The organism is Bombiscardovia coagulans (genome assembly GCF_002259585.1).
GTDB classification, from domain to species: domain Bacteria; phylum Actinomycetota; class Actinomycetes; order Actinomycetales; family Bifidobacteriaceae; genus Bombiscardovia; species Bombiscardovia coagulans.
Genome location: NZ_MWWS01000002.1, coordinates 179,220 through 199,266 on the forward strand (window position 1 = coordinate 179,220; position 20,047 = coordinate 199,266).

16 protein-coding genes and 1 other RNA gene are annotated in these 20,047 nt (G+C 46.8%); 5 read left to right on the forward strand and 12 right to left on the reverse strand.

Annotated features, from left to right (window positions below; all coding sequences use genetic code 11):
* Nucleotides 1-77: 77 nt before the first annotated feature.
* Nucleotides 78-734, reverse strand: coding sequence for a hypothetical protein (locus BOCO_RS00885; protein ID WP_094722224.1), 657 nt, complete (start codon nucleotides 732-734; stop codon nucleotides 78-80).
* Nucleotides 735-900: 166 nt separating this feature from the next.
* On the opposite strand from BOCO_RS00885, the gene BOCO_RS00890 reads away from it, so the two are divergent.
* Both BOCO_RS00890 and BOCO_RS00895 read left to right on the forward strand, forming a co-directional pair.
* A complete protein-coding gene (locus tag BOCO_RS00890) occupies nucleotides 901-2,019 on the forward strand; it encodes a polyprenyl synthetase family protein (RefSeq protein WP_094722225.1) in 1,119 nt (372 codons plus the stop codon).
* Between the two features lie 153 nt (nucleotides 2,020-2,172).
* A complete protein-coding gene (locus tag BOCO_RS00895) occupies nucleotides 2,173-4,368 on the forward strand; it encodes a Stk1 family PASTA domain-containing Ser/Thr kinase (RefSeq protein ID WP_094722226.1) in 2,196 nt (731 codons plus the stop codon).
* A gap of 28 nt (nucleotides 4,369-4,396) precedes the next feature.
* Here BOCO_RS00895 and BOCO_RS00900 read toward each other — a convergent pair whose 3' ends face one another.
* Entirely contained in the window at nucleotides 4,397-5,077 is a 681-nt protein-coding gene (locus tag BOCO_RS00900; protein WP_094722227.1) for a lysophospholipid acyltransferase family protein, read from the reverse strand.
* A 66-nt stretch (nucleotides 5,078-5,143) separates the two neighbouring features.
* Between BOCO_RS00900 and BOCO_RS00905 the strand changes: the two genes are divergently transcribed.
* The gene (locus BOCO_RS00905; RefSeq protein WP_094722228.1) at nucleotides 5,144-5,698 is read left to right on the forward strand and encodes a hypothetical protein; all 555 of its coding nucleotides are present in this window, start codon (nucleotides 5,144-5,146) and stop codon (nucleotides 5,696-5,698) included.
* A 29-nt stretch (nucleotides 5,699-5,727) separates the two neighbouring features.
* Here the strand turns inward: BOCO_RS00905 and secA are convergent, their stop codons facing one another.
* Both secA and hpf read right to left on the reverse strand, forming a co-directional pair.
* On the reverse strand, nucleotides 5,728-8,613 hold the full coding sequence (gene secA / locus BOCO_RS00910; protein ID WP_094722229.1) for a preprotein translocase subunit SecA: 2,886 nt from the start codon (nucleotides 8,611-8,613) through the stop codon (nucleotides 5,728-5,730).
* Between the two features lie 382 nt (nucleotides 8,614-8,995).
* Nucleotides 8,996-9,664 carry a ribosome hibernation-promoting factor, HPF/YfiA family gene (gene hpf, locus BOCO_RS00915; RefSeq protein ID WP_094722230.1) on the reverse strand — a complete coding sequence of 223 codons (669 nt, stop codon included), beginning with the start codon at nucleotides 9,662-9,664 and terminating at the stop codon, nucleotides 8,996-8,998.
* A gap of 194 nt (nucleotides 9,665-9,858) precedes the next feature.
* Between hpf and rnpB the strand changes: the two genes are divergently transcribed.
* Nucleotides 9,859-10,216, forward strand: an RNA gene (gene rnpB, locus BOCO_RS00920) — RNase P RNA component class A.
* Nucleotides 10,217-10,224: 8 nt separating this feature from the next.
* On the opposite strand, the gene BOCO_RS00925 is transcribed toward rnpB, so the two are convergent.
* The 8 genes from BOCO_RS00925 to miaA form a co-directional block, all read right to left on the reverse strand.
* Nucleotides 10,225-11,019, reverse strand: a complete 795-nt coding sequence (locus tag BOCO_RS00925) for a regulatory protein RecX (RefSeq protein ID WP_094722231.1) — start codon at nucleotides 11,017-11,019, stop codon at nucleotides 10,225-10,227.
* An 18-nt stretch (nucleotides 11,020-11,037) separates the two neighbouring features.
* Nucleotides 11,038-12,210, reverse strand: a complete 1,173-nt coding sequence (gene recA / locus BOCO_RS00930) for a recombinase RecA (protein ID WP_275542062.1) — start codon at nucleotides 12,208-12,210, stop codon at nucleotides 11,038-11,040.
* Nucleotides 12,211-12,388: 178 nt separating this feature from the next.
* Nucleotides 12,389-12,622, reverse strand: coding sequence for a DUF3046 domain-containing protein (locus BOCO_RS00935; RefSeq protein WP_094722232.1), 234 nt, complete (start codon nucleotides 12,620-12,622; stop codon nucleotides 12,389-12,391).
* 134 nt (nucleotides 12,623-12,756) lie between these two features.
* Complete coding sequence (locus BOCO_RS00940; protein WP_244568700.1) at nucleotides 12,757-13,293, reverse strand: helix-turn-helix domain-containing protein; 537 nt, start codon at nucleotides 13,291-13,293, stop codon at nucleotides 12,757-12,759.
* Nucleotides 13,294-13,432: 139 nt separating this feature from the next.
* Nucleotides 13,433-13,987 (reverse strand): CinA family protein, encoded by a 555-nt coding sequence (locus BOCO_RS00945; protein ID WP_094722233.1) that lies wholly within the window; start codon nucleotides 13,985-13,987, stop codon nucleotides 13,433-13,435.
* 46 nt (nucleotides 13,988-14,033) lie between these two features.
* Nucleotides 14,034-14,654 carry a CDP-diacylglycerol--glycerol-3-phosphate 3-phosphatidyltransferase gene (gene pgsA / locus BOCO_RS00950; RefSeq protein ID WP_094722234.1) on the reverse strand — a complete coding sequence of 207 codons (621 nt, stop codon included), beginning with the start codon at nucleotides 14,652-14,654 and terminating at the stop codon, nucleotides 14,034-14,036.
* An 81-nt stretch (nucleotides 14,655-14,735) separates the two neighbouring features.
* Nucleotides 14,736-17,513 carry an FtsK/SpoIIIE family DNA translocase gene (locus BOCO_RS00955; RefSeq protein WP_094722235.1) on the reverse strand — a complete coding sequence of 926 codons (2,778 nt, stop codon included), beginning with the start codon at nucleotides 17,511-17,513 and terminating at the stop codon, nucleotides 14,736-14,738.
* A gap of 126 nt (nucleotides 17,514-17,639) precedes the next feature.
* Nucleotides 17,640-18,704, reverse strand: a complete 1,065-nt coding sequence (miaA, locus tag BOCO_RS00960; protein WP_094722236.1) for a tRNA (adenosine(37)-N6)-dimethylallyltransferase MiaA — start codon at nucleotides 18,702-18,704, stop codon at nucleotides 17,640-17,642.
* A 336-nt stretch (nucleotides 18,705-19,040) separates the two neighbouring features.
* Here miaA and BOCO_RS00970 point away from each other — a divergent pair, with 336 nt between their 5' ends.
* Nucleotides 19,041-19,832, forward strand: coding sequence for a GTP pyrophosphokinase (locus BOCO_RS00970; RefSeq protein ID WP_094722238.1), 792 nt, complete (start codon nucleotides 19,041-19,043; stop codon nucleotides 19,830-19,832).
* Nucleotides 19,833-20,047: the final 215 nt, after the last annotated feature.

The window sequence follows — 20,047 nt, forward strand, 5'->3', positions numbered from 1 at the left end:
CACTGATGGCAAGGGCAAATTATCAACTATTACAGTGAACCATTCCAACAGGACTATTATTCCCGGTTGATCGAAATCTAGCAACTTGAAGTGGGTTGAGTAACCCAGGCTGGTCGTACATAATGGCGAAAAGCTGCTTCGATAATTGAAGCAAGAGTACACCGTTCATTAATCTCAAGTGCTCTTCGAGCTAATGCAGCACCCTCATCAGCTCCCAACCACCAGTGCAGGTAAGCCAAGACAGCCAGAGGCTGCTCTTGGAAAGATTCGGGAACCAATGAGACAATCTCTTCAAGCATCTTTAAACCAGCACTACAACGGGTATGATCCGGCCGGATCCGTGAATCTGTAAACGCTCCATCCACTGCTTGACACAACAAACGAACGCTGGATTGTTCGTGCGGCTTACAGGTTAATTGCAGCACAGTATCAGGTTTGAGCTGTTCTCGATCGCACAAAAAAGAAACAATGAGAGCATCTCGAATTGCTAACGTTTCAGTCATTCCTATAGCAATAGTCAAGCGTGTCAGTTCATCTAGCTCCTGATAGTCCTTTTCAGAAGCAAGCAAATTGTGACACCATAACGTCACTGGATCCTTCATCAGTTCCTTGTCTGCTAATGCAACACCAAGTTCTCGGCGTTTTGCGCGATAGGTAGAAAGGAGCTCTGCGATATGCTGCTCTATAGCCATCGTACCTTTGGACTTGTTGTGGTCGTTCTTCCTCGTTGTCATTGGTGTATCTCCTCAACTCCTGTAGTTCACGGATTGCTTGTCCTCATGACCCTCACCTTGGCATAGTTTTACAAGATAGATAAAGCTAACCTGTCAATGTGGTTGATTGTGAATCTGTTTGCACAACAAAGCTCAATAAGGGGACCCGTACCGATAGGCTCGCAGTATGCCTCATACCGATCTACAGCGGTTCCTTGAACAGCGCATGGAATCAGTCATATCGTCCTACTTCAATAGCTGGTCTTCACAGTCAGAAAAACCGGTACATGATTTAGAAGAGGCAGTTCTTGAACAAGCAACAATATCTAATCGAGGTGGTAAACGACTCAGAGCTCACTTACTGCTAGCTACTTATTGCGCTGTCAAATACCCTAGTACAACATCCGTTACTGTCGATCAGCTGCCCTCGGAACTTATAGATCTTGCCTGTGCACTGGAACTGTTCCAGACATCAGCACTAGTTCACGACGATATTATTGACCAAGCTCAGCTTAGGCGTCATGAGCCTTCCGCCTATATTGCACTTGACAACGTTTATCGATCTCTAGCTAGCAAAACGCATGAAAGCAAGACTATGGCTGGACAGGCCTTAGGCATTCTTTTAGGAGACCTCCTGTCAACCACAGCATGCGCTCTTGCAAACACCTCAGCAGACAAGTTTCCACAATCATCAGCAATTCTTACAGCTTTTTTCCACATGATGGGAGAAGTAGATCAAGGGCAAGTGCTCGACTTCGGTATGGAAATAATGCCTCTACATGATCCAGAAAAACTCAAAAGAACTGCCCTGAATACCATTAACAAAAAAACCTCCTCGTATACGACCATAGCTCCAATTGAGTTGGGTCTCTTGGCGGCCGGCAAACCACCAGAAATAGCCAGCAATATAGCCAGCAATATAGGAACGAGCTTAGGTCTGGCATATCAGTTACGTGACGACTTACTGGATGTGACTGCAAGCTCAGACGACTCTGGAAAACCTCAGTGCGGAGACATCTATGAGGGGAAAAGAACCGTCCTCTTAGCAACTGCACTGCAACGTTCTGACCCTGACCACAAAAAACGATTGATAGAGATTTACCAGGCATCTCAGCGTACTTCTGAAGACGTGTCTTATGTAAGCACTGACTTCCACCACACTGGCGCCATAGATGCTGTTCAGGAGCTGATTAAAGACCTAGCTTCAAACAGCATGAGTGCCATCCAAGACTCCTGTAAAACGCTGAACATAAGCAAAATGGGGCAAGAACGCCTGGCAGATGCCTGCTCTCACTTTCTTTTTTAGTAAGTCAATCTATTTTTTGATGCTATAGCGGTAGCATAAGAAAGGGCAGCTGAAGGCGTTTAACCTGCTCAGAACAACACGCTCGAGTGGATTTTTCGCTAAGAACCAGCTCAACAACACTGTTTTTACTTGGGAAGGCCATACGATACGACTATGAGTGAAGCGGGACAGGCAAGTACAGGTCACATTATCGAGGGCCGCTACCGCATCATAGGCAAAATTGCCGAAGGCGGGATGGCCACAGTGTATGAAGCACTGGATCAGAGACTCTCCCGAACTGTGGCTATCAAGATAATGCACACTCAGCTAGCACAGGGACCCCATCGTGCTGAGTTTGAAGAACGCTTCCATCGAGAGGTCAGATCAGCAGCAGCCATAGCCAATTCGCATATCGTACAAGTTTACGATACGGGACAAGTCAATGGCCGAGAATTTCTCGTCATGCAGTACATTCACGGGGTTAACCTCCGTCATGAAATGAACGAGCAAGGTACCTTCTCGGTACGTGAGACGCTGCGCATCATTGGAGAAGTTTTGGATGGTTTAGCCAGCGCTCACGAAGCAGGTGTAATCCACCGAGACATCAAGCCAGAAAATATTCTGTTGAATGACCGGGGAAACGTCAAAATTACTGATTTTGGGTTAGCTCGTGCTGCTTCACAAACCACTCTGTCAACTACAGGCATGCTGTTGGGCACCGCAGCATATTTACCTCCAGAGACTATTGAAAACAACCAAGCTACTCCACAGGGTGACCTCTACGCCGTCGGAATTGTCGCGTATGAGATGCTCACTGGCTCCGTTCCATTTGTTAGTGATAATCCGGTAACAGTAGTTTTTAAGCATGTTCATGAAGATGTTCCATCTCTTACCCAGGTATGCCCGGGAATTGACCCTCAGATCTCAGACTTTATTGCTGGTCTAGTAGCACGACCTATTGATGACCGCCCTAACGACGCCAACCAAGCCCTTGAGAGCATGAAAAAAATGGCCACAAAGCTAAGCCCTGACGCCTTAAGCTTCCGATCTGGAACATCTGCTCCTTCTCAACCTCAACAAACTGGCAAACCTGCCCTGAAAGGCTCAACTCCCCTGGCAGGAAATGTGTCTTCAAACGTGGTAGAGTCAACAGCAAAACCTACAGATCTGTTTGAACATATTAATGACCCAGTAAGCCAACCAGATACTCAAGTGGATACAGCTCAAAGCCAGGTGTCATCATCAGACAAGTCTGAGCGTGGAGATCAGAAGCCAGTAAACACACAAACTAAACAGTTCCTTGCGCCTGCCGATACTCCGGTAGCTGATGAACAATCTACTGAACCTATGAAGGCAGTATACGAGCTCAGTGAACTTGATAAAAAGAAACCTAAACGCTGGCTTAAAAAGCTCATTACAGCTCTTGTCATCATAGTCCTCATATTAGCTCTAATGGCTGGAGGTGCAGGATGGTGGTATTTTAAGGGACCAGGTTCTTATTGGAAGCTCCCCCGACCATCAGATTCCTCTTGCACTACCAACAGCGTCTGCTCAATAGAAGGTGCTGACTTTACGAAATACAAACAATCTCTTACAGTTGCTGGAATACCACATGAGGAAAGCCAAGCATATAGCGATACCGTGCCACAAGGACACATCATTTCAGCTGAGCCCAAAACAGTAGAGTCACATATCAGTAAGCGTAATGGGAAGGTCAAACTGGTGGTTTCTCGAGGCATACAGAAAGTAACTGTGCCTGCTGATCTCCTAGACCCTCATACTGAGTCTGGAATGCACCCCATTGATGCCCTGAAAGCAGCAGGTTTCAGCAACATTGTACATGATGAGAACCAAGACCAGTATTCAATGGACCTGCCAGCAGGAGCAGCAATAACAGTAACCCCACAGCCAAACAGTACCGTAAACCACAATGAACAGGTTACGGTTACCCTATCCAAGGGCAAAATGCCTGTCAGCATGCCTGATATTGTTGGGAAAAGTAAACAAGAAGCAACTAATGCCCTGAATGCAGCTCGACTAGCTACCACCTACAATGAGGCTTGGTCCGATACCATAGCTAGCGGCCAGATAATTTCAGCTTCCGCCAAACCAGGAAGCCAATTACACTGGGGAGACCAGGTAAGTGTAGTGGTATCAAAAGGCCCACAAATGGTGGAATTAGATAACTTGGTCGGTAAAAATAAAGATGAGGCTATTCAGATTCTCAAGGCGAAGGGCCTCGACGTAAAGATAACTGCTCCGCTCGGAGATATCTCTCACACTGTACGCCTGCAAAGCCCTACACCAGGACCAATACGAGTTCACGGTGAAGATGGAAAGCCTACAGTAATTACGTTAACTGTGGTCTAACGCCGGTATGACTGCCGACTTACAATGTTCACTGTTGTTCCAATTTGTTCTTGACAACTTGAGCATATACATCTACGTATTCTTGTCCACTCAAACGATTGATTTCACGCATCATCTGGTTAGTTAAATCACGTATCTCTTCACGAGTAATCTGATTGACTGATTGACGTCGAACCTCAATTGGTTTGCCAAAGATAATTCTCGTCTTACCTTTGCTGGGAATGCTTTGCCCCGGCCTTTGAAGTTCTCGTGTACCAATCAGGGCAGTCGGGACAATCGGTGTACCTGTTTCGATCGCCAAACGTGCAGCTCCCGTGTGTCCCCGGTACAGACGACCATCAGGACTACGTGTGCCTTCCGGGTGAATACCGAATACTTCTCCCTGTTCCAGGATGCCTCGTGCTGTCTCAAGTGCCCCAAGGGATTTTGACCCCCCTGAGCGATCAACAGGAAACACTCCTACCGAGGTAAACCACCATTTTTTGAAACGGCCTTTTAATCCTTTCCCAGTAAAATACTCGGCTTTGGCCATAAAATGGATCATTCTTGGACTTACTAAAGGCAACAACGCATCATCTATCACGGCTAAGTGGTTGGAAGCAATTATTGCCGGACCTTGCACAGGAATATTCTCTAATCCCTCTACTCGTGGCTTAAACCAAAACCGAGCTATAGGTCCTATGAGCTTAACAAAGAACCAGTAATCCACAAAGCCTCCCTTTGTAGTAATTCATGTAGTTGTCTAATGACTTCCGCCAAGGTTACTCTTAGATGTATGACCCAGCATAAGAATAGCAACGACGATGACAAGCTTCAAAATGAGGCAAAATCCATAGGGGACGCTGACCAAACAGATAGCCAATCTTGGCAAAATTTCATGGCTGCCCACAGCGAAGATTTCAAAGACATTGAATCATCAAGCACAGCAAAACGGTTCAAACGAAAAATACAGCGAGAAAGCAAAACAGCAGCACTTACTGTAAAGGATTTACCGCAATCATCCTTCACAGATTCTAACTCAAGGTATGGCAGAGGACCGCGAGACTTTACTTCCAGCTGGTTAGATACAGATACCATCATGGATCAAGAATCTCCGTTTGTTCCACCCAATCCAAGCTTTGATAAACCCAGCGCAAGCTTCATCTTATACTCAGTGCTCGCCATTATCGGAATAATAGGTTTAGTTTCAGCCCTGTTTGTTCACCCACTACCGACTTTCCTAGGACCTCTTGCTGCGTTATGCACATTATTAGGTATCTCAGGTCTTATCTACAGCCGACAAGACTTCCATCAACGCAAAGACCCTGACGACGATGGCGCCAGGGTCTAAGTCAGTGCTATAAGGAGTTTCTCATAAGCTTATAGCTCGTTATGCCCATGGCACATCTTGTACTTCCTACCGGAGCCACATGGGCAAGAAGCATTCTTTGAAGTCCCAGGGAAAGTTCTTCCATCTGACCACGGCGTATGCTCTTCCTCGGTCTTGGGTCGCTTGTTCGTAGGAATGTCCTGCTCTGCATGGCTGAGAGGCTCAGGGCCAACAAGAGCGATATTTGCATCGGCATCTTCACTGTCGTCAGATACTGCTTGAGCAATATCTTCAGCCTCATCAGTTTCATCGGGATCTACTGGGGCGTGGTACTCGACATCTTCTTTCACGTCAGATACCTGATCACTACCTAGCTCTTGTCCGTCGTCTTCTTGTTCTTTCTCGGACTGGGCCAAAGCTAGTTCACTCTCTGCAACCTGATCAAGATCCACATTAAAGAGAAGCTGAACGCTCTGCTCTTTAATAGCATCAATCATAGAGTTGTACATCTGGAAACCTTCTCGTTGGTATTCAACCAGAGGGTCACGCTGTCCCATGCCTCTCAAGCCAATACCGTCTTTGAGGTAGTCCATTTCATAGAGATGTTCACGCCACTTTTGATCAAGAACCGAAAGTACAACACGACGTTCTAGCTGTCGTGATGATTCTTCACCCAGCTGATCTTCACGCTCTTCGTATACGTGATTTGCATCTTCCAGGAGTTCCGCTAAGAGCGCGTTGACAGCTTTATTCCCCTTGAGTTTGCTGATGGTCTCCTGAGTCTCTTTCTTGTCAATACCAACTTTGTAGAGACTATCGAGTGCAGTCCATAAGCCATCCCAGTCCCAATCGGCTGGCTTATCGGAACCCTTCTGAGCACCATGAATGTAAGAGGTAATAGTGTCTTTGATGAAGCGTTCGATATCTTGTTGGATATCTTCACCCTCAAGAACTGCCTGGCGCTCCGCATAGATTACTTGACGTTGCTTGTTCATGACGTCGTCATACTTAAGCACATTTTTCCGGATCTCATAGTTACGAGATTCGACTGTTTTTTGTGCATTACGCACTCCCTTCGAAACAGACTTCATTTCGATGGGCTCACCTTCAGGCATGCTCGTGGAAAGAAGACGAGCCACCAGTTGGGTATTGAAGAGCCTCATAAGGTCGTCTTCCAAGCTCAAGTAGAAGCGTGATTCTCCAGGATCACCCTGTCGTCCAGAACGACCACGCAACTGATTATCAATGCGTCTAGATTCATGACGTTCAGTGCCTAATACATACAGGCCACCCAAGTCGATAACCTCTTGGTGCTCATCTTTGACCTGTTCTTTAACTTCCTGTAGTGTCTCAGGCCAAAGCTTCTCGTACTCCTCTGGAGTATCTTCTGGAGAATAACCTTGATCTTTGAGCTTTTGGTCAGCCAAAAACTCCACATTACCGCCAAGCATAATATCCGTACCACGCCCAGCCATATTTGTTGCGACAGTGACTGCTCCCTTACGACCAGCGACAGCTACCACTCCTGCTTCTTTGGCATGTTGCTTAGCATTTAAGACTTGGTGGTCAATACCTGCTACTTCTAGGAGTGACGAAACAACTTCAGAAGCCTCGACTGAAGCTGTACCCAACAAAACTGGCTGCCCCTCGGCGTGGCGTTTAGCCACATCCTTGATAATAGCGGTCAGCTTTTCCTTCTTCGTTCTGAAGACGAGGTCTTCCTGGTCTTTACGAATCATGGGCTTATTGGTTGGGATAGGGAGTACACCCAACTTATAAGTGTTCATAAACTCAGCAGCTTCAGTTTCTGCTGTTCCCGTCATGCCTGCCAGTTTGTCATACATGCGGAAGTAATTTTGCAAAGTGATGGTTGCAAATGTTTGGTTTTCGGGCTGTACTGTGACGCCTTCTTTAGCTTCAATAGCCTGATGGAGACCCTCGTTGTACCTGCGGCCATGGAGAAGTCGGCCTGTGTGCTCATCAACAATGAGTACTTCGCCTCCTTGTACAACATAGTCACGATCTTTAATGAACAGTTCCTTAGCTTTTATAGCATTGTTAAGGTAGCCAATTAACGGTGTGTTATTGGGCTCATACAGGTTATCTATACCGAGGAAGTCTTCAACCTTGGTAATTCCAGGGTCAAGAATACCTACAACCTTTTTCTTTTCATCTACCTCATAGTCTTCGTCACGAGTCAGTTTCGGTGCCAATTTTGCAAACTGTCGATACCAGCGCGTCACATCACCTTCTGCAGGTCCTGAGATGATCAACGGCGTACGGGCCTCATCAATGAGGATGGAGTCAACCTCATCCACAATCGCAAAATGATGTCCACGTTGTACCAAATCTGACTTATCCCACGCCATATTGTCACGAAGGTAATCAAATCCAAACTCATTGTTGGTACCGTATGTAATATCAGCCTCGTACTGCTTGCGGCGTACAGCAGGCTTCTGATCAGTGATAATGCAGCCTACGCTCATGCCCAGGAAACGGAACACACGACCCATGAGTTCACTCTGATAGCTTGCTAGATAGTCGTTAACGGTAACGACGTGAACGCCTTTTCCTTCCAGAGCATTGAGATAAGCCGGTAAGGTAGCTACCAGAGTCTTACCTTCACCTGTCCTCATTTCAGCTATGTTGCCCCAGTGCAGAGCTGCGCCACCCATGAGCTGAACATCGAAGTGTCTTTGGCCCAACGTCCTTTTAGAGACTTCACGCACCGTCGCAAAGGCTTCAGGCATTAAATCATCAAGTTTTTCACCATTCTTCAAACGTTCTTTGAAGGTAACGGTCTGCCCCTTTAGCTCTTCGTCGGTCATTGCGGAGATTTGATCCTCCAGAGCGTTCGTAGCTTTCGCCACATTTTCCAGCTTATGAAGCTGGCGCCCCTCACCCATACGAAGGATCTTGTCCAAGACTACTACCACGTTGCGCTCCCTATAATTCTTCCCGACATTACTCGAATATTAGCCAAGTTGACCCTGCCAAGGCTCACGCCCTCCCCTATATTACGCAGGCAACCGGATTTCTCCAAAAATACCACTTCTCACGAACATTACTTAATTCTTCATTCCTTTCTTCACCAAAGCGAAGAATATCAGTAGTCTCAATCAGGACTTGAGCAACATACAGCAACTCTCTTACAAAGCAGCATTTATTCTCGGTCAACAGATCTCTGATTATAGGCATATGAGAGCACTGAGACTGGTGCCCACTTCGTCAAGCTAGGTGGACACCAGTCTCAGAACACAATTAACAAGGCATTTCGTTCATTTCAGGTATTGTTGTTTGCCTAATGACTCGAAAACATTACTTACCATGTTGTTTACCATGTGCTGGTGTGTCTATTTCGAATACACCGTATGACCAGCCGTGGCGGCGATACACCACAGATGGCCGTCCTGTCTCAACATTGACGAAAAGAAAGAAATCGTGACCAATGAGTTCCATTTGATAGAGGGCATCATCAATACTCATAGGCTCTGCTATGTGAAGCTTACGCCTGATAACAATAGGTGTGTCACCAACTTGGACTTCGACGGACTGACCAGGACCGAGGTCAGAAGCCATTGCATCTTGATGGATAGAATTATCAGGATTCTCTGGTTCTGCTGGCCCTTTTGACTGCTCAACTAGAACCTCTTCGGGTACTGGATCTATTTCTAAACCGCGGCGGTGGTCTTTACGTCTGTCTCGTATGCGGCGTAGACGCAAAGTCAGCCTATCTAAGGCTTTATCAAAAGCAGAAAACTCATCTGCACTGGATGCTTCTGCTCTAATAACTGTTTTTCCCGCCCAAACAGTCATCTCCACGCGCTGTGCCGAATCCGCCTGTCGCGGATTACCCTCATGGGTTAGTACTACTTGAACTCTTTGTGAGTCGGGAGCAATTGCAGTCACACGATTCATCTTGCCTTCAACGACATCGCGGAACTTTTGTTTAATCTGCGTATGGCGTCCCGTAATGACAATATCCATGTGAGTCTCCTTAAAAAGACGGGTCGAACCCGTACCGATACTTGAAGGCTACATCACCTTCATAGTACTTACCTAGTGTAGCTGAAAAGAGCTGAAGATACACTACTTTGCTTCGGGTTCAAGAACTATTGTTTGTTCATCATAGATTAAGACAAAACGCACTTATACTTTGAATCAGCTATGCTAGAGCAGTGTGAGATCTTTCGATGGCCGCGGTAAACATAATTACTGAGGAACTTCCGGGCTCCATAGAGCACGATGGCGGATAACGTCCGCCCAGGGTGACCTGAGAGAAAGCGCAACAGAGAGTAGACCGCCTGTTTCTATAGAACAGGTAAGGGTGAAAGGGTGGTGTAAGAGACCACCGGACTGCTGGTAACAGCCGTCGCACGGCAAGCCTCATCGGGAGCAAGGCCAAGCAGAAGGCAAATAAGGTTGCTCGCCTAGTCTTCGGGTAGGCCGCTAGAGCCTGTCGGCAACGGCAGGTCGAGATGGATGGCCATCCACTTCTTAGCGAGGTGACAGAACCCGGGGTATGAAAGGTCTCACACTTTATCTATTCAGTCACTACTTGCCCAGGGGAAAAGGTCCGCGGCTACTTGCTTGATGAGAGCTGGACTGTGTCCCTTTCGTACACCAGCAGACCACAATCTCCTTCTTCTAACGTTTTCATCCAGTCCCATCGTTTTCTTGGCTACTTTTCGACCTAACTCATATGCCGACTCGACAAAGAGACCTTCGTTGACTGCGGAAGCGATGACTCGTTCCGCCGTTGATGCTTCCACTCCCTTGCGCTTCATTTCACGGAAAACTCCACTCTCACCTAAATTTCTACTTAAACAGTATCGTAGGTAGGACTGTGCGTAAGCTTGGTCATCGATAAACCCAAGCTCTTCCAGGCGGACTAACACTCGTTCCACTACTGCTGGGGCATAGCCTTTAGCCTGTAAGCGTTCAGCCAATGCTTGTCTCGGACGGGCAGCAGCATCCAGCAAAGTCAGTCCGGCTTCTTTACATGATTGTTCATCATACGGATCGATAAGACCTGAATCACCAGTGCGGTGGTTACGACTACCGAAACCGCCTTTTTTAGGGGTACGCTTGTACCTGCGCTTTCCATACCGCTTGTCGTTGGTACCATTATCAACAGGCAAATGCCCATAGCTTCCTTTATGGAGATAAGCTTCCTGCTCGGATGACTGCTTGGACTTTGATGATTCTGAGCCACCGTCAAAGCAACTGTTGTCACCCTCCCCTTCCCCAGTTGTCTCAGCTTTCGTTGGCACAACTGGGGCCTTATGAGCTAAGTTGATTCGAACAGGATTGGAGGCTAAAAAGTCCGATACATCAATCATGACTATAACCTATTATGCTTAAGCTACAGCATCCTGCTTATCTGTATTGCCCTTCGCGCTCATTTCCGGGGAATTCAACTTACCGGGAACATCATTGGGCGCAGTAGATTGGTCTCCAGATGAAGTTTCTATCCCATCGCTTGCTTCCGTGTTTACGCCGAATGCTGACTTGACCTTATTTTCGATCTCCTGTGTGAGTTCTGGATTATCCTTCAAGAACTGTCGAACATTTTCTCGTCCTTGTCCTAGTTGATCACCTTCGTAGGTAAACCAGGAACCCGATTTCTTTATGACGTTAGCCTGTAGCGCCATATCTATAACCGAGCCTTCTTTTGAGATACCCTCACCATACAGTATGTCGAACTCTGCAATTTTGAAGGGCGGAGCCATCTTGTTCTTCACTACCTTGACTTTAGTTCTATTTCCTACAGCCTCGTCACCATTCTTCAAGGTTTGAATACGGCGGATATCCATTCGTACTGATGCGTAGAATTTCAAGGCTTTCCCACCCGTAGTCGTTTCAGGACTGCCAAAGAATACTCCGATTTTTTCTCTCAGCTGGTTAATAAAGATAGCTGTTGTATTCGCCTGGGCCAAGGCACCAGTCATCTTCCTCAAAGCTTGACTCATTAATCTAGCCTGCAGACCGACGTGACTGTCGCCCATATCTCCATCAATCTCAGCCTTTGGAACAAGAGCAGCAACAGAATCAACGACAATAATATCGAGCGCTCCCGAACGAATAAGCATGTCAGCAATCTCTAAAGCTTGCTCTCCATTATCTGGCTGAGAAACGATCAAAGAATCTGTGTCGACACCTAACTTTCTCGCATACTCTGGGTCCAGTGCGTGTTCTGCATCTATGAAAGCTGCTACTCCACCATTTCGTTGTGCATTAGCAACAGCGTGCAGGGCCAAAGTTGTTTTACCCGATGATTCAGGACCATAGATTTCAACAATTCGACCTCTCGGCAAACCACCTATCCCCAATGCCATATCAAGCGCTAGGGAACCAGTAGGGATAACCTCAACATCTTGGGCAGGCTTATCCCCGAGCCGCATGGCTGAACCCTTGCCAAAGTTTTTCTCAACTTGCGCCAAGGCTGTATCCAACGCAGCCTGGCGACGAGGATCCATGCCGTCTAAATCCTCCACTTTAGACTTGGCCTTACTACTTGTCTGGTGTGCCATGAAGCTCTCCTTATATCGATAGTGCTTATCACTCAGCCTAATGAAAGACATCAATCAACTGCTATCTCTCAGCAAATGTGGTCACATGTGTCATAAATTCACATAGACCCATACCACTTTTCTTTCCGGTTGCTATCAGTATAACGAACCATGCGAACATATGTTCGAACTCCGTTGGTTATGCAGCCGGTAAAGGCGGAGCATTGTGATCTTTCCCCCAGCGTTTACTATCTGGTACTTCCATTTGATTGCAGAGAACATTCCAGATTACACGGGGTTCAATACCAGCAGCCAAGGCCTCGACCACCGTCATTGAGTCCAAGGCAACCAGACCTTGATCCCTTGCCAAACTTCGTCCATACACACGACCAAATACTTCTTCGAGCAAGGCCCAAAATTCACGTTCTCTCACAATCCACCAGCTTAGATCACTCAGAGCAGAAACGCGAAACGCCTAGCTCAGAGAGCTAGGCGTCGCTTCCTATCTACTATCTTGTGCAGTGTAACGTTTTACTATAATCTTCGAAGCTAACACTATTGAAAGTCTTATGACTCGTGCGACTCCAGGTAATCAGCAACAAGTCTCAATGTACGTGGGACGCCAAGGCCCAATGCATCAGCAATTGAACTTAACAGCTCAGAACTAGCTTCCTTTTGACCACGCTCCACTTCGGATAAATACCCAAGTGACACTCCAGCCTTTTCGCTAACCTCACGCAGTGTTTTGTGGTCACTTGTCCGGAGCTCACGAAGAACATGTCCTAATGCTTCTCTCAACGAAACATCTTGTTCTTTTTGTTGACCCTGACGAACCTGACCAGCATCTTTCTGGGTAGGTGTAATACTGTCTTCCTGCATCCACATTCTACTAAGATTCGCCTGACGTTCTTCTTTAGCTTTCTTTGCAGCCTTAGCCCGCAAGACTTGTTGCTGTGCAAAAGCAACAGCCCTACGCTGAGCTGGCGTCAAATCTCGTACCCGAGCGTTCCTATCCTGGTTCGTTACTGTTGGGTTCAATTCAAACGTATCTTCGGACCTGGTCAACACGGTATCTGCCTTGTTCATCACAGCCCCTTTCGCCATATCTGTATTCTTTCGTCACTATGACCAAACATAGCCTAGGGTGAATTATTCCCAGCAAGAAATTGTTATTTATTTATGTTATTTATATCACTTATTACAATCAGCAACTAACTGGATTCCCCGAAAAGGCAATTCAAACCTAGGCATTTACAAATTGAAATAGCCGTCTCAACAGTTGCAAAACCGTACTACGGCGAACTGCCTCACGAGTACCTTGCAGGTGAAGTTCATAAGAATAGGTGCTATAGCCAACAGCACTTTCTTTGCCTGTCGATACATACTGGGGTACAGCTAAACCTATATACACTAAACCTGCGGGGTGTCCATGATCCGGACCCGGGCCTGCTACACCAGTTGTAGCTAACCCTACGATCTTACCAGCCGTCGACGGCTGAGCATATAAGCTAGTGGCACCAAGAGCCATCTGTTCAGCAACTACCGGATGAACAACACCATGAGCATCGATAACAGACTTCTCCACACCCAAAACACTTGACTTAGCAGCACTGTCATAAGTGACAGCAGAGCCCAAAAACACCTCAGAGGCTCCTGGTATGCGCACGAAGGCATCCGAAAGAAGACCCGCCGTCAGCGATTCCGCACATGCTAGATAAAGCCCACGACGCTTACAGGCAGCTAGTATCATTCGTGCCAGCTCGTCACAGCGCTCCTGAATATCATCAGTCACTTTCATGAGTCCCTCCCGTTTCCCTAACAAAAATGTGCATACGAGTTAAGGGCTAACGAAAACTATGACTGCCAAAGACAGCAAAAAGATACCTGGCCCCAGAGTATAAGCACAGTATAAGAGCCACCATTATAATACCCAGGGTTACAGGCATGTACCATGAGCCAATCGATTGAATCGGCAGCAACAACATAGCCAGACCTACGCATTCAAAGAGTGTCTTATACTTACCGGCCTGAGATGCAGCAATAACATCCCCACCATTGTCGATAACAAAGAAACGCATGATAGTAATACCTAGTTCACGCACTAAAAAGAGAACAGTAATCCACCACCACAGTTCATGAAAAACCGAAGCAATTACTAGAGTAGAGCAAATCAGGAGTTTGTCAGCAATAGGATCTAACAACTTACCCAACTCAGTGATCTGATCAAATTTACGAGCTAAATAACCATCTAACTTATCTGTAGAAGCCGCAAGAATAAAGAGACCAGCAGCAACCCAACGCATAGCAATATTGCCTTGCCCCCATGGTCCGGCACTTATATACAAACCCATAAATACCAGAACCAAAACAATGCGTGTATAAGTCACAAAGTTGGGTGGGCTATTCCAACCTTCCAGCAGCGGATGCTTACGCTCGCTCACTGTGGACTTCGAATCCTCCTGCATTACCTCTCCTAAATGCTGTTGCTTGCATAGTTCACTACACATCTACTTGCGCTCTCACCGCTCCCCGATAGTCTAGTCCATTCAGTTACCTTGAGTGTCTTCCTGAGCCGAACTAATGGACGAAGTCTCTCCTCGGATAAACGCTAGAGCCTCCTGAAGCTGAGGAGGCTGTATGAGTACCTGGCGCGCCTTAGACCCCTCTGAAGGCCCCACTATACCCCGCGATTCAAGGAGATCCATCAGACGACCAGCCCTAGCGAATCCCACACGCAACTTCCTTTGCAGCATTGAAGTAGAACCGAACTGCGTGGTTATAACCAGTTCAGCTGCTTGGAGCAACTCATCCATATCATCACCGATATCGTCCAGGATTTCTCGCTTTTCCTCTTTCTTCGCCATTTGTTCTATATCCTGACGATACTCAGGTTTGCGCTGCGTGCGAACGAAGTCAACTGCGTTACGAATTTCAGATTCCGAAACCCAAGCTCCTTGAACACGGGTTGGCTTAGCCTGCCCCATTGGCAGAAAGAGTGCATCTCCTTGACCTATTAGAGTTTCAGCACCGGTGGCATCTAGAATCACCCTGGAATCAGTTGAGGAAGAAGTTGCGAAAGCCAACCGCGACGGAATGTTCGCTTTAATGAGTCCGGTAACTACGTCAACGGAAGGACGCTGTGTAGCCAGGACTAAATGCACTCCAGCAGCGCGGGCAAGCTGAGTAATGCGCTGAATGGAGCTTTCAACATCATTTTTAGCCACCATCATTAAGTCTGCCATCTCGTCAACGACGACTAATAAGTATGGATAAGGAGCTACCTTGCGGTTGGAACCAGCAGGCGCGTGAACTTTTCCAGCTCGGACTGCTTGATTAAAATCTTTGACATGACGGAAACCAAAGAACTGGAGGTCATCGTAGCGGGCATCCATCTCTTTTACAACCCACTCAAGGGCTTGAGCAGCTTTTTTAGGATCAGTGATTATAGGAGTCAATAAATGAGGAATGCCAGCATACGCTGATAATTCAACACGCTTAGGATCCACGAGAATGAGCCGAACTTGCTCCGGCTTTGCTCGCATAACAACTGAAGTCAACATAGAATTGACAAACGAAGATTTACCTGAACCTGTAGCACCAGCAACCAACAAATGCGGCATTTTTGTTAGATCAGCAGTAACATAATGTCCTTCAACATCCTTGCCAACCGCTGTCAACATAGGGTTGTCATCTTGCTGAGCTTCTTTGGACCGCAACACATCTCCCAAGTGTACAATCTCTCGATCAACATTAGGGATTTCAATACCAATTGCGGACTTGCCAGGTATAGGAGACAGAATTCGAACATCTGAGCTAGCAACTGCATAAGCAATATTGCGCTGAAGATTGGTAACTTTCTCTACCTTAACCCCGGAACCAAGTTCTACCTCATATTGAGTCACTGAAGGCCCACGCAAAAATCCAACCACCCTGGCGTCAACGTCAAACTGCTTGAAGGTTGATTGAAGTGCTTTAATAACGCTATCGTTTGCCTGAGTACGAGCGGCATGTGGTTTACCACGAACCAACAAATCAGAAGATGGCAACATGTACGGTTTAGAAGGCGCATCACCGTTAGCAGTATTTTCCTCTAGCGGTTCAGAGTGTTCGACCGGTTGACTTGGTGACGAATCATGAGATTCTTGTACTTGACCTAGCTGCTGAGCAGCGGCCGCTGCCGCCGCCCAAGGGTCTTGCGATCCTACCCCAGAAAGCTCAGCTTCTGTGACTGGTGCTTCATTGACAGGCTCATTGGGAACTAACTGCGACAGAGCGGGAACAACGGCAGTCTCTTCGACATTGTGCATTCTTAAGCTCGAATCAGGCTGCTCTTCTCGCCTGTCTCCTGATCCTTGAATGTAAGCTGCTCGGTCAAATGGATCATCTGCTTCATAATGCTCAAGTTTAGCCTTATCTTGACTCTTTCCTCGACTATGGAACATTCTCTGAAACCAACTACGCTTGAGCCCGCGTTTTGGAAGAGCAGAATTCGTCTCTTCCCGCCCCTCATCTGTATGGGTAGGCACTCCAGCTGCTAGGGCAAGGGTATCGCCACCCATGTGAATTTCATTAGGGAAGAATTCATCTTCACTCGTCCCCTCTGGACTGTGCACCACTGTTTCATGGCCCTTTTCAAAACGTTGGGCAACAGGCGCAACAACGCTGTCCATATGAATTTCGAGAATAAGCATCAGGGCAAAGATTGCAAGCAAAACAAAGATTATAGTTGCAAAGACTTTAGAAAGACCCCATGCCAAAGGCGAACCTACAGCAAAGCCTAACATACCGCCTGCCTGACGAACATGTTCTAGATCAAAACGATGTTCAGCCGGTGCCTTGAGTATATCCAAAATAGAACAAACGGACCACACCAGCAGGCAGACTCCCCCGATGGAGTGCGCATTGCCTGAATCTTTCCCAGAGTATACGAGTAGCCGCCAAAAAGCCCATATCAAAGCCACTGGAAGAATAACACTCGGCAAACCAAGCAATGTTGAAGCAACTATGTGCAACCCCTTGCCGAGCGCACCCTGCACGTGGAACCACTCAGAAGCACTAAAAAGAAGTGCACCAATCAGAAGGAGAAAACAGACCCCATCTTTACTGTATGCCGGATCGTATCGTTCGCCACCTATCAAGACTCGAATTGTTTTACCAAGCGCTCTTGGGAGCCATAGTAAGGCTTTGTACCAGCCCGATTCTGCTGACGATTCGACATTATGTTCCGTACGGGTACGAGAACTACCGCTCGAACTTGTCCCAGCCGCGCTCTTACGCGATCGAGAACCGGAGCTGTTCTTATCTGAGGTATTTTTCCTTGTCATAGCGACTTTAAGAATAGCGTAACCTTAGCCCTTATGCAGCTCAAACCAATGAGCATGCACAAAGAATTCTTAAAGCAAACTCAATAACAATTGTAAGTTTTCTGTACCACTACCCTTACCATCCACTTAATCATCGCAGGTTACTTTTTCACGTATTGCTCCTAAATAATGATGAGATGTAAGCTCATCTGCCTTGGCATCGGCTTCTTCATACTCACCCTTATCAGCAGCAGTAATAATTGCCAAGCTTTGCTCCAAAAGGTTAGGAGATAACGCATCCAACCAGTGAATCCTAGGGTCTCTGCCAAACCAGCTCATTTGTTTGCGCGCAAGTCGCCTAGTCTTCTGTTCAATGTAAGCAAAAGCCTCATCCTCGGTCGACTTACCTTCTAGGTAGTCTTCCACTTGCTGGTAGCCCAGTGCCCGAGATGCTGTGGGTCCAAGTCGAGTACTCAGACGTTTAACCTCATTAACGAAACCCTCGTTTCGCATGGAAGAGGTTCGCAAAGCAATTCTTTTATCCAACTCATTCCTTGGCAGATCTAAGCCTAACTGCACACTTGGAATGAGATAACGGTATCGAGGCAACGTCGATGAAAATGTGGTACCAGTAATCTCGATAACTTCCAGTGCCCTGATAGTACGCCGCACATTTCTAGGGTCCATGTTGGCAGCAGCCATAGGATCTCGCTGCTCTAACTCCTGAAAAAGGGCCCCAGGTCCAACTGCAGCAGCCTTTTCTTCAAGCTTTTGTCGTATCACAGGATCAGTTCCAGGAAAACTCAGTTCGTCTATGGCGGCACGAGCATACAGACCTGATCCACCTACCAGGATAGGTCTAATCCCCCGTCCTTGCAGACTTCGGATCTCTTGCCTTGCTAGCACTTGAAAGCGAGCTACACTCATCGCCTCTTCAGGGTCCAATATGTCAATGAGATGGTGGGTAACTGCTTGCTGTTCTTCCGGGCTGGGTTTTGCAGTACCTATATCCAAGCCACGGTACATCTGGTACGCATCAGCATTAATAATTTCCGTATCCTGACCAATGCTGATGAAGTGTTGCGCTAAGTGAATAGCAAGAGCCGTTTTCCCTGACGCAGTAGGGCCAACAATAGAAATTACTCGTTTGGGTTTTGACTGACTATGAATAGCTGTCTCCAGCACAGGTGGTTTTTTCACATCAAACGACATAGCACCCCTGCCCTACATAGCCTACACGAGGAGAAAGCTTGATATTCATAAATACGAGCATGAGAGTACCTGTAACCAACAAGCAGTCGCTTAGTCGGAGAGCTAATGTGTGTAGATAGTGGAAACCTTCACAGCTGGCAGTCGAATATTTTGAGCCTGCAATGGTTCGCCAAAAGCCTTTTTCCCTTGCAATTTCATCCATGAAAGCTGATTCTACTGCCTCCCTCAGTCGAAAATTTTAGCAGACAACAGACTTGGGAGCGTAGCATAATGGAATATGCTCAAACAGTCAGTCCTGATGACTAGTTGCATGCATCACTATTGTGGGAGGCAAAGATGATACTCGAACGCAGTAGCTCAATTAGCGCATCTGAACTACAACAACGCCTAGCTGCCCTGAATGAAGAGCACAAGGCAGATTTGTCAGACGATGACATTATCACGTTTGTCGATCTCATGCAGGTCTATGAAGGGGCTATGCGAGAAATATCAACCAAGCTAGAGGTTCTTGACACAGAATTTCAAGTGCAATTCTCACACAATCCAATACATCATATGGAGCGACGACTCAAATCCGCCAACTCTCTCATCGGTAAGCTCGAACGGAAAAATCTTCCCATCAATGTCGAATCAGTGCGTAACCACATTTTCGACGTAGCAGGCATTCGAGTAATATGCAATTACAGGGACGACGTTTACTCAGTTTCGCGTTACTTATCTGATCAGTCAGATATCCAGTTACTTCAAGTCAAAGACTACATTCGTAATCCTAAGCAAAACGGATACCGAAGCCTCCACATCATTTACGCGGTGCCAGTATTCTTGACTTCTGGCCCCCACTACACTCCGGTCGAAGTGCAATTTCGAACCATCGCCATGGACTATTGGGCAAGCCTTGAACACCAACTACGCTATAAATCAGACTTACCGGATAACCGACTAGCTGAGCACTCGCAGACCCTTCTTGACTGTGCCAGGTCTCTACAAAACATTGAAGTGCAAATGCAGTCAATCCACAGGGATATATCAGGCTCCCCACAAGAGCAGGAGAGCCATGATGAGCGTTTAGAGAATCATAGATCGTCAAGAGAGCAACAACCTATACAGGCCAGTCATCCACTACACTAAAGGCAAAACTCAATCACTCGTAGGCGTACCAAACCCATGACAGCTTGTTGCGGTACGCCTAAGAGTCAACTAAAAGTCGAAATTATCAGGATCTGCACCAACGCGTTGTCCTGTATCCATAGCGGATATTGTCATCATTTGTTCTTCAGTGAGTTCAAAATCACATACATCAAGATTTTGTACAATCCTGTCTTGGTGTATTGACTTAGGGATTA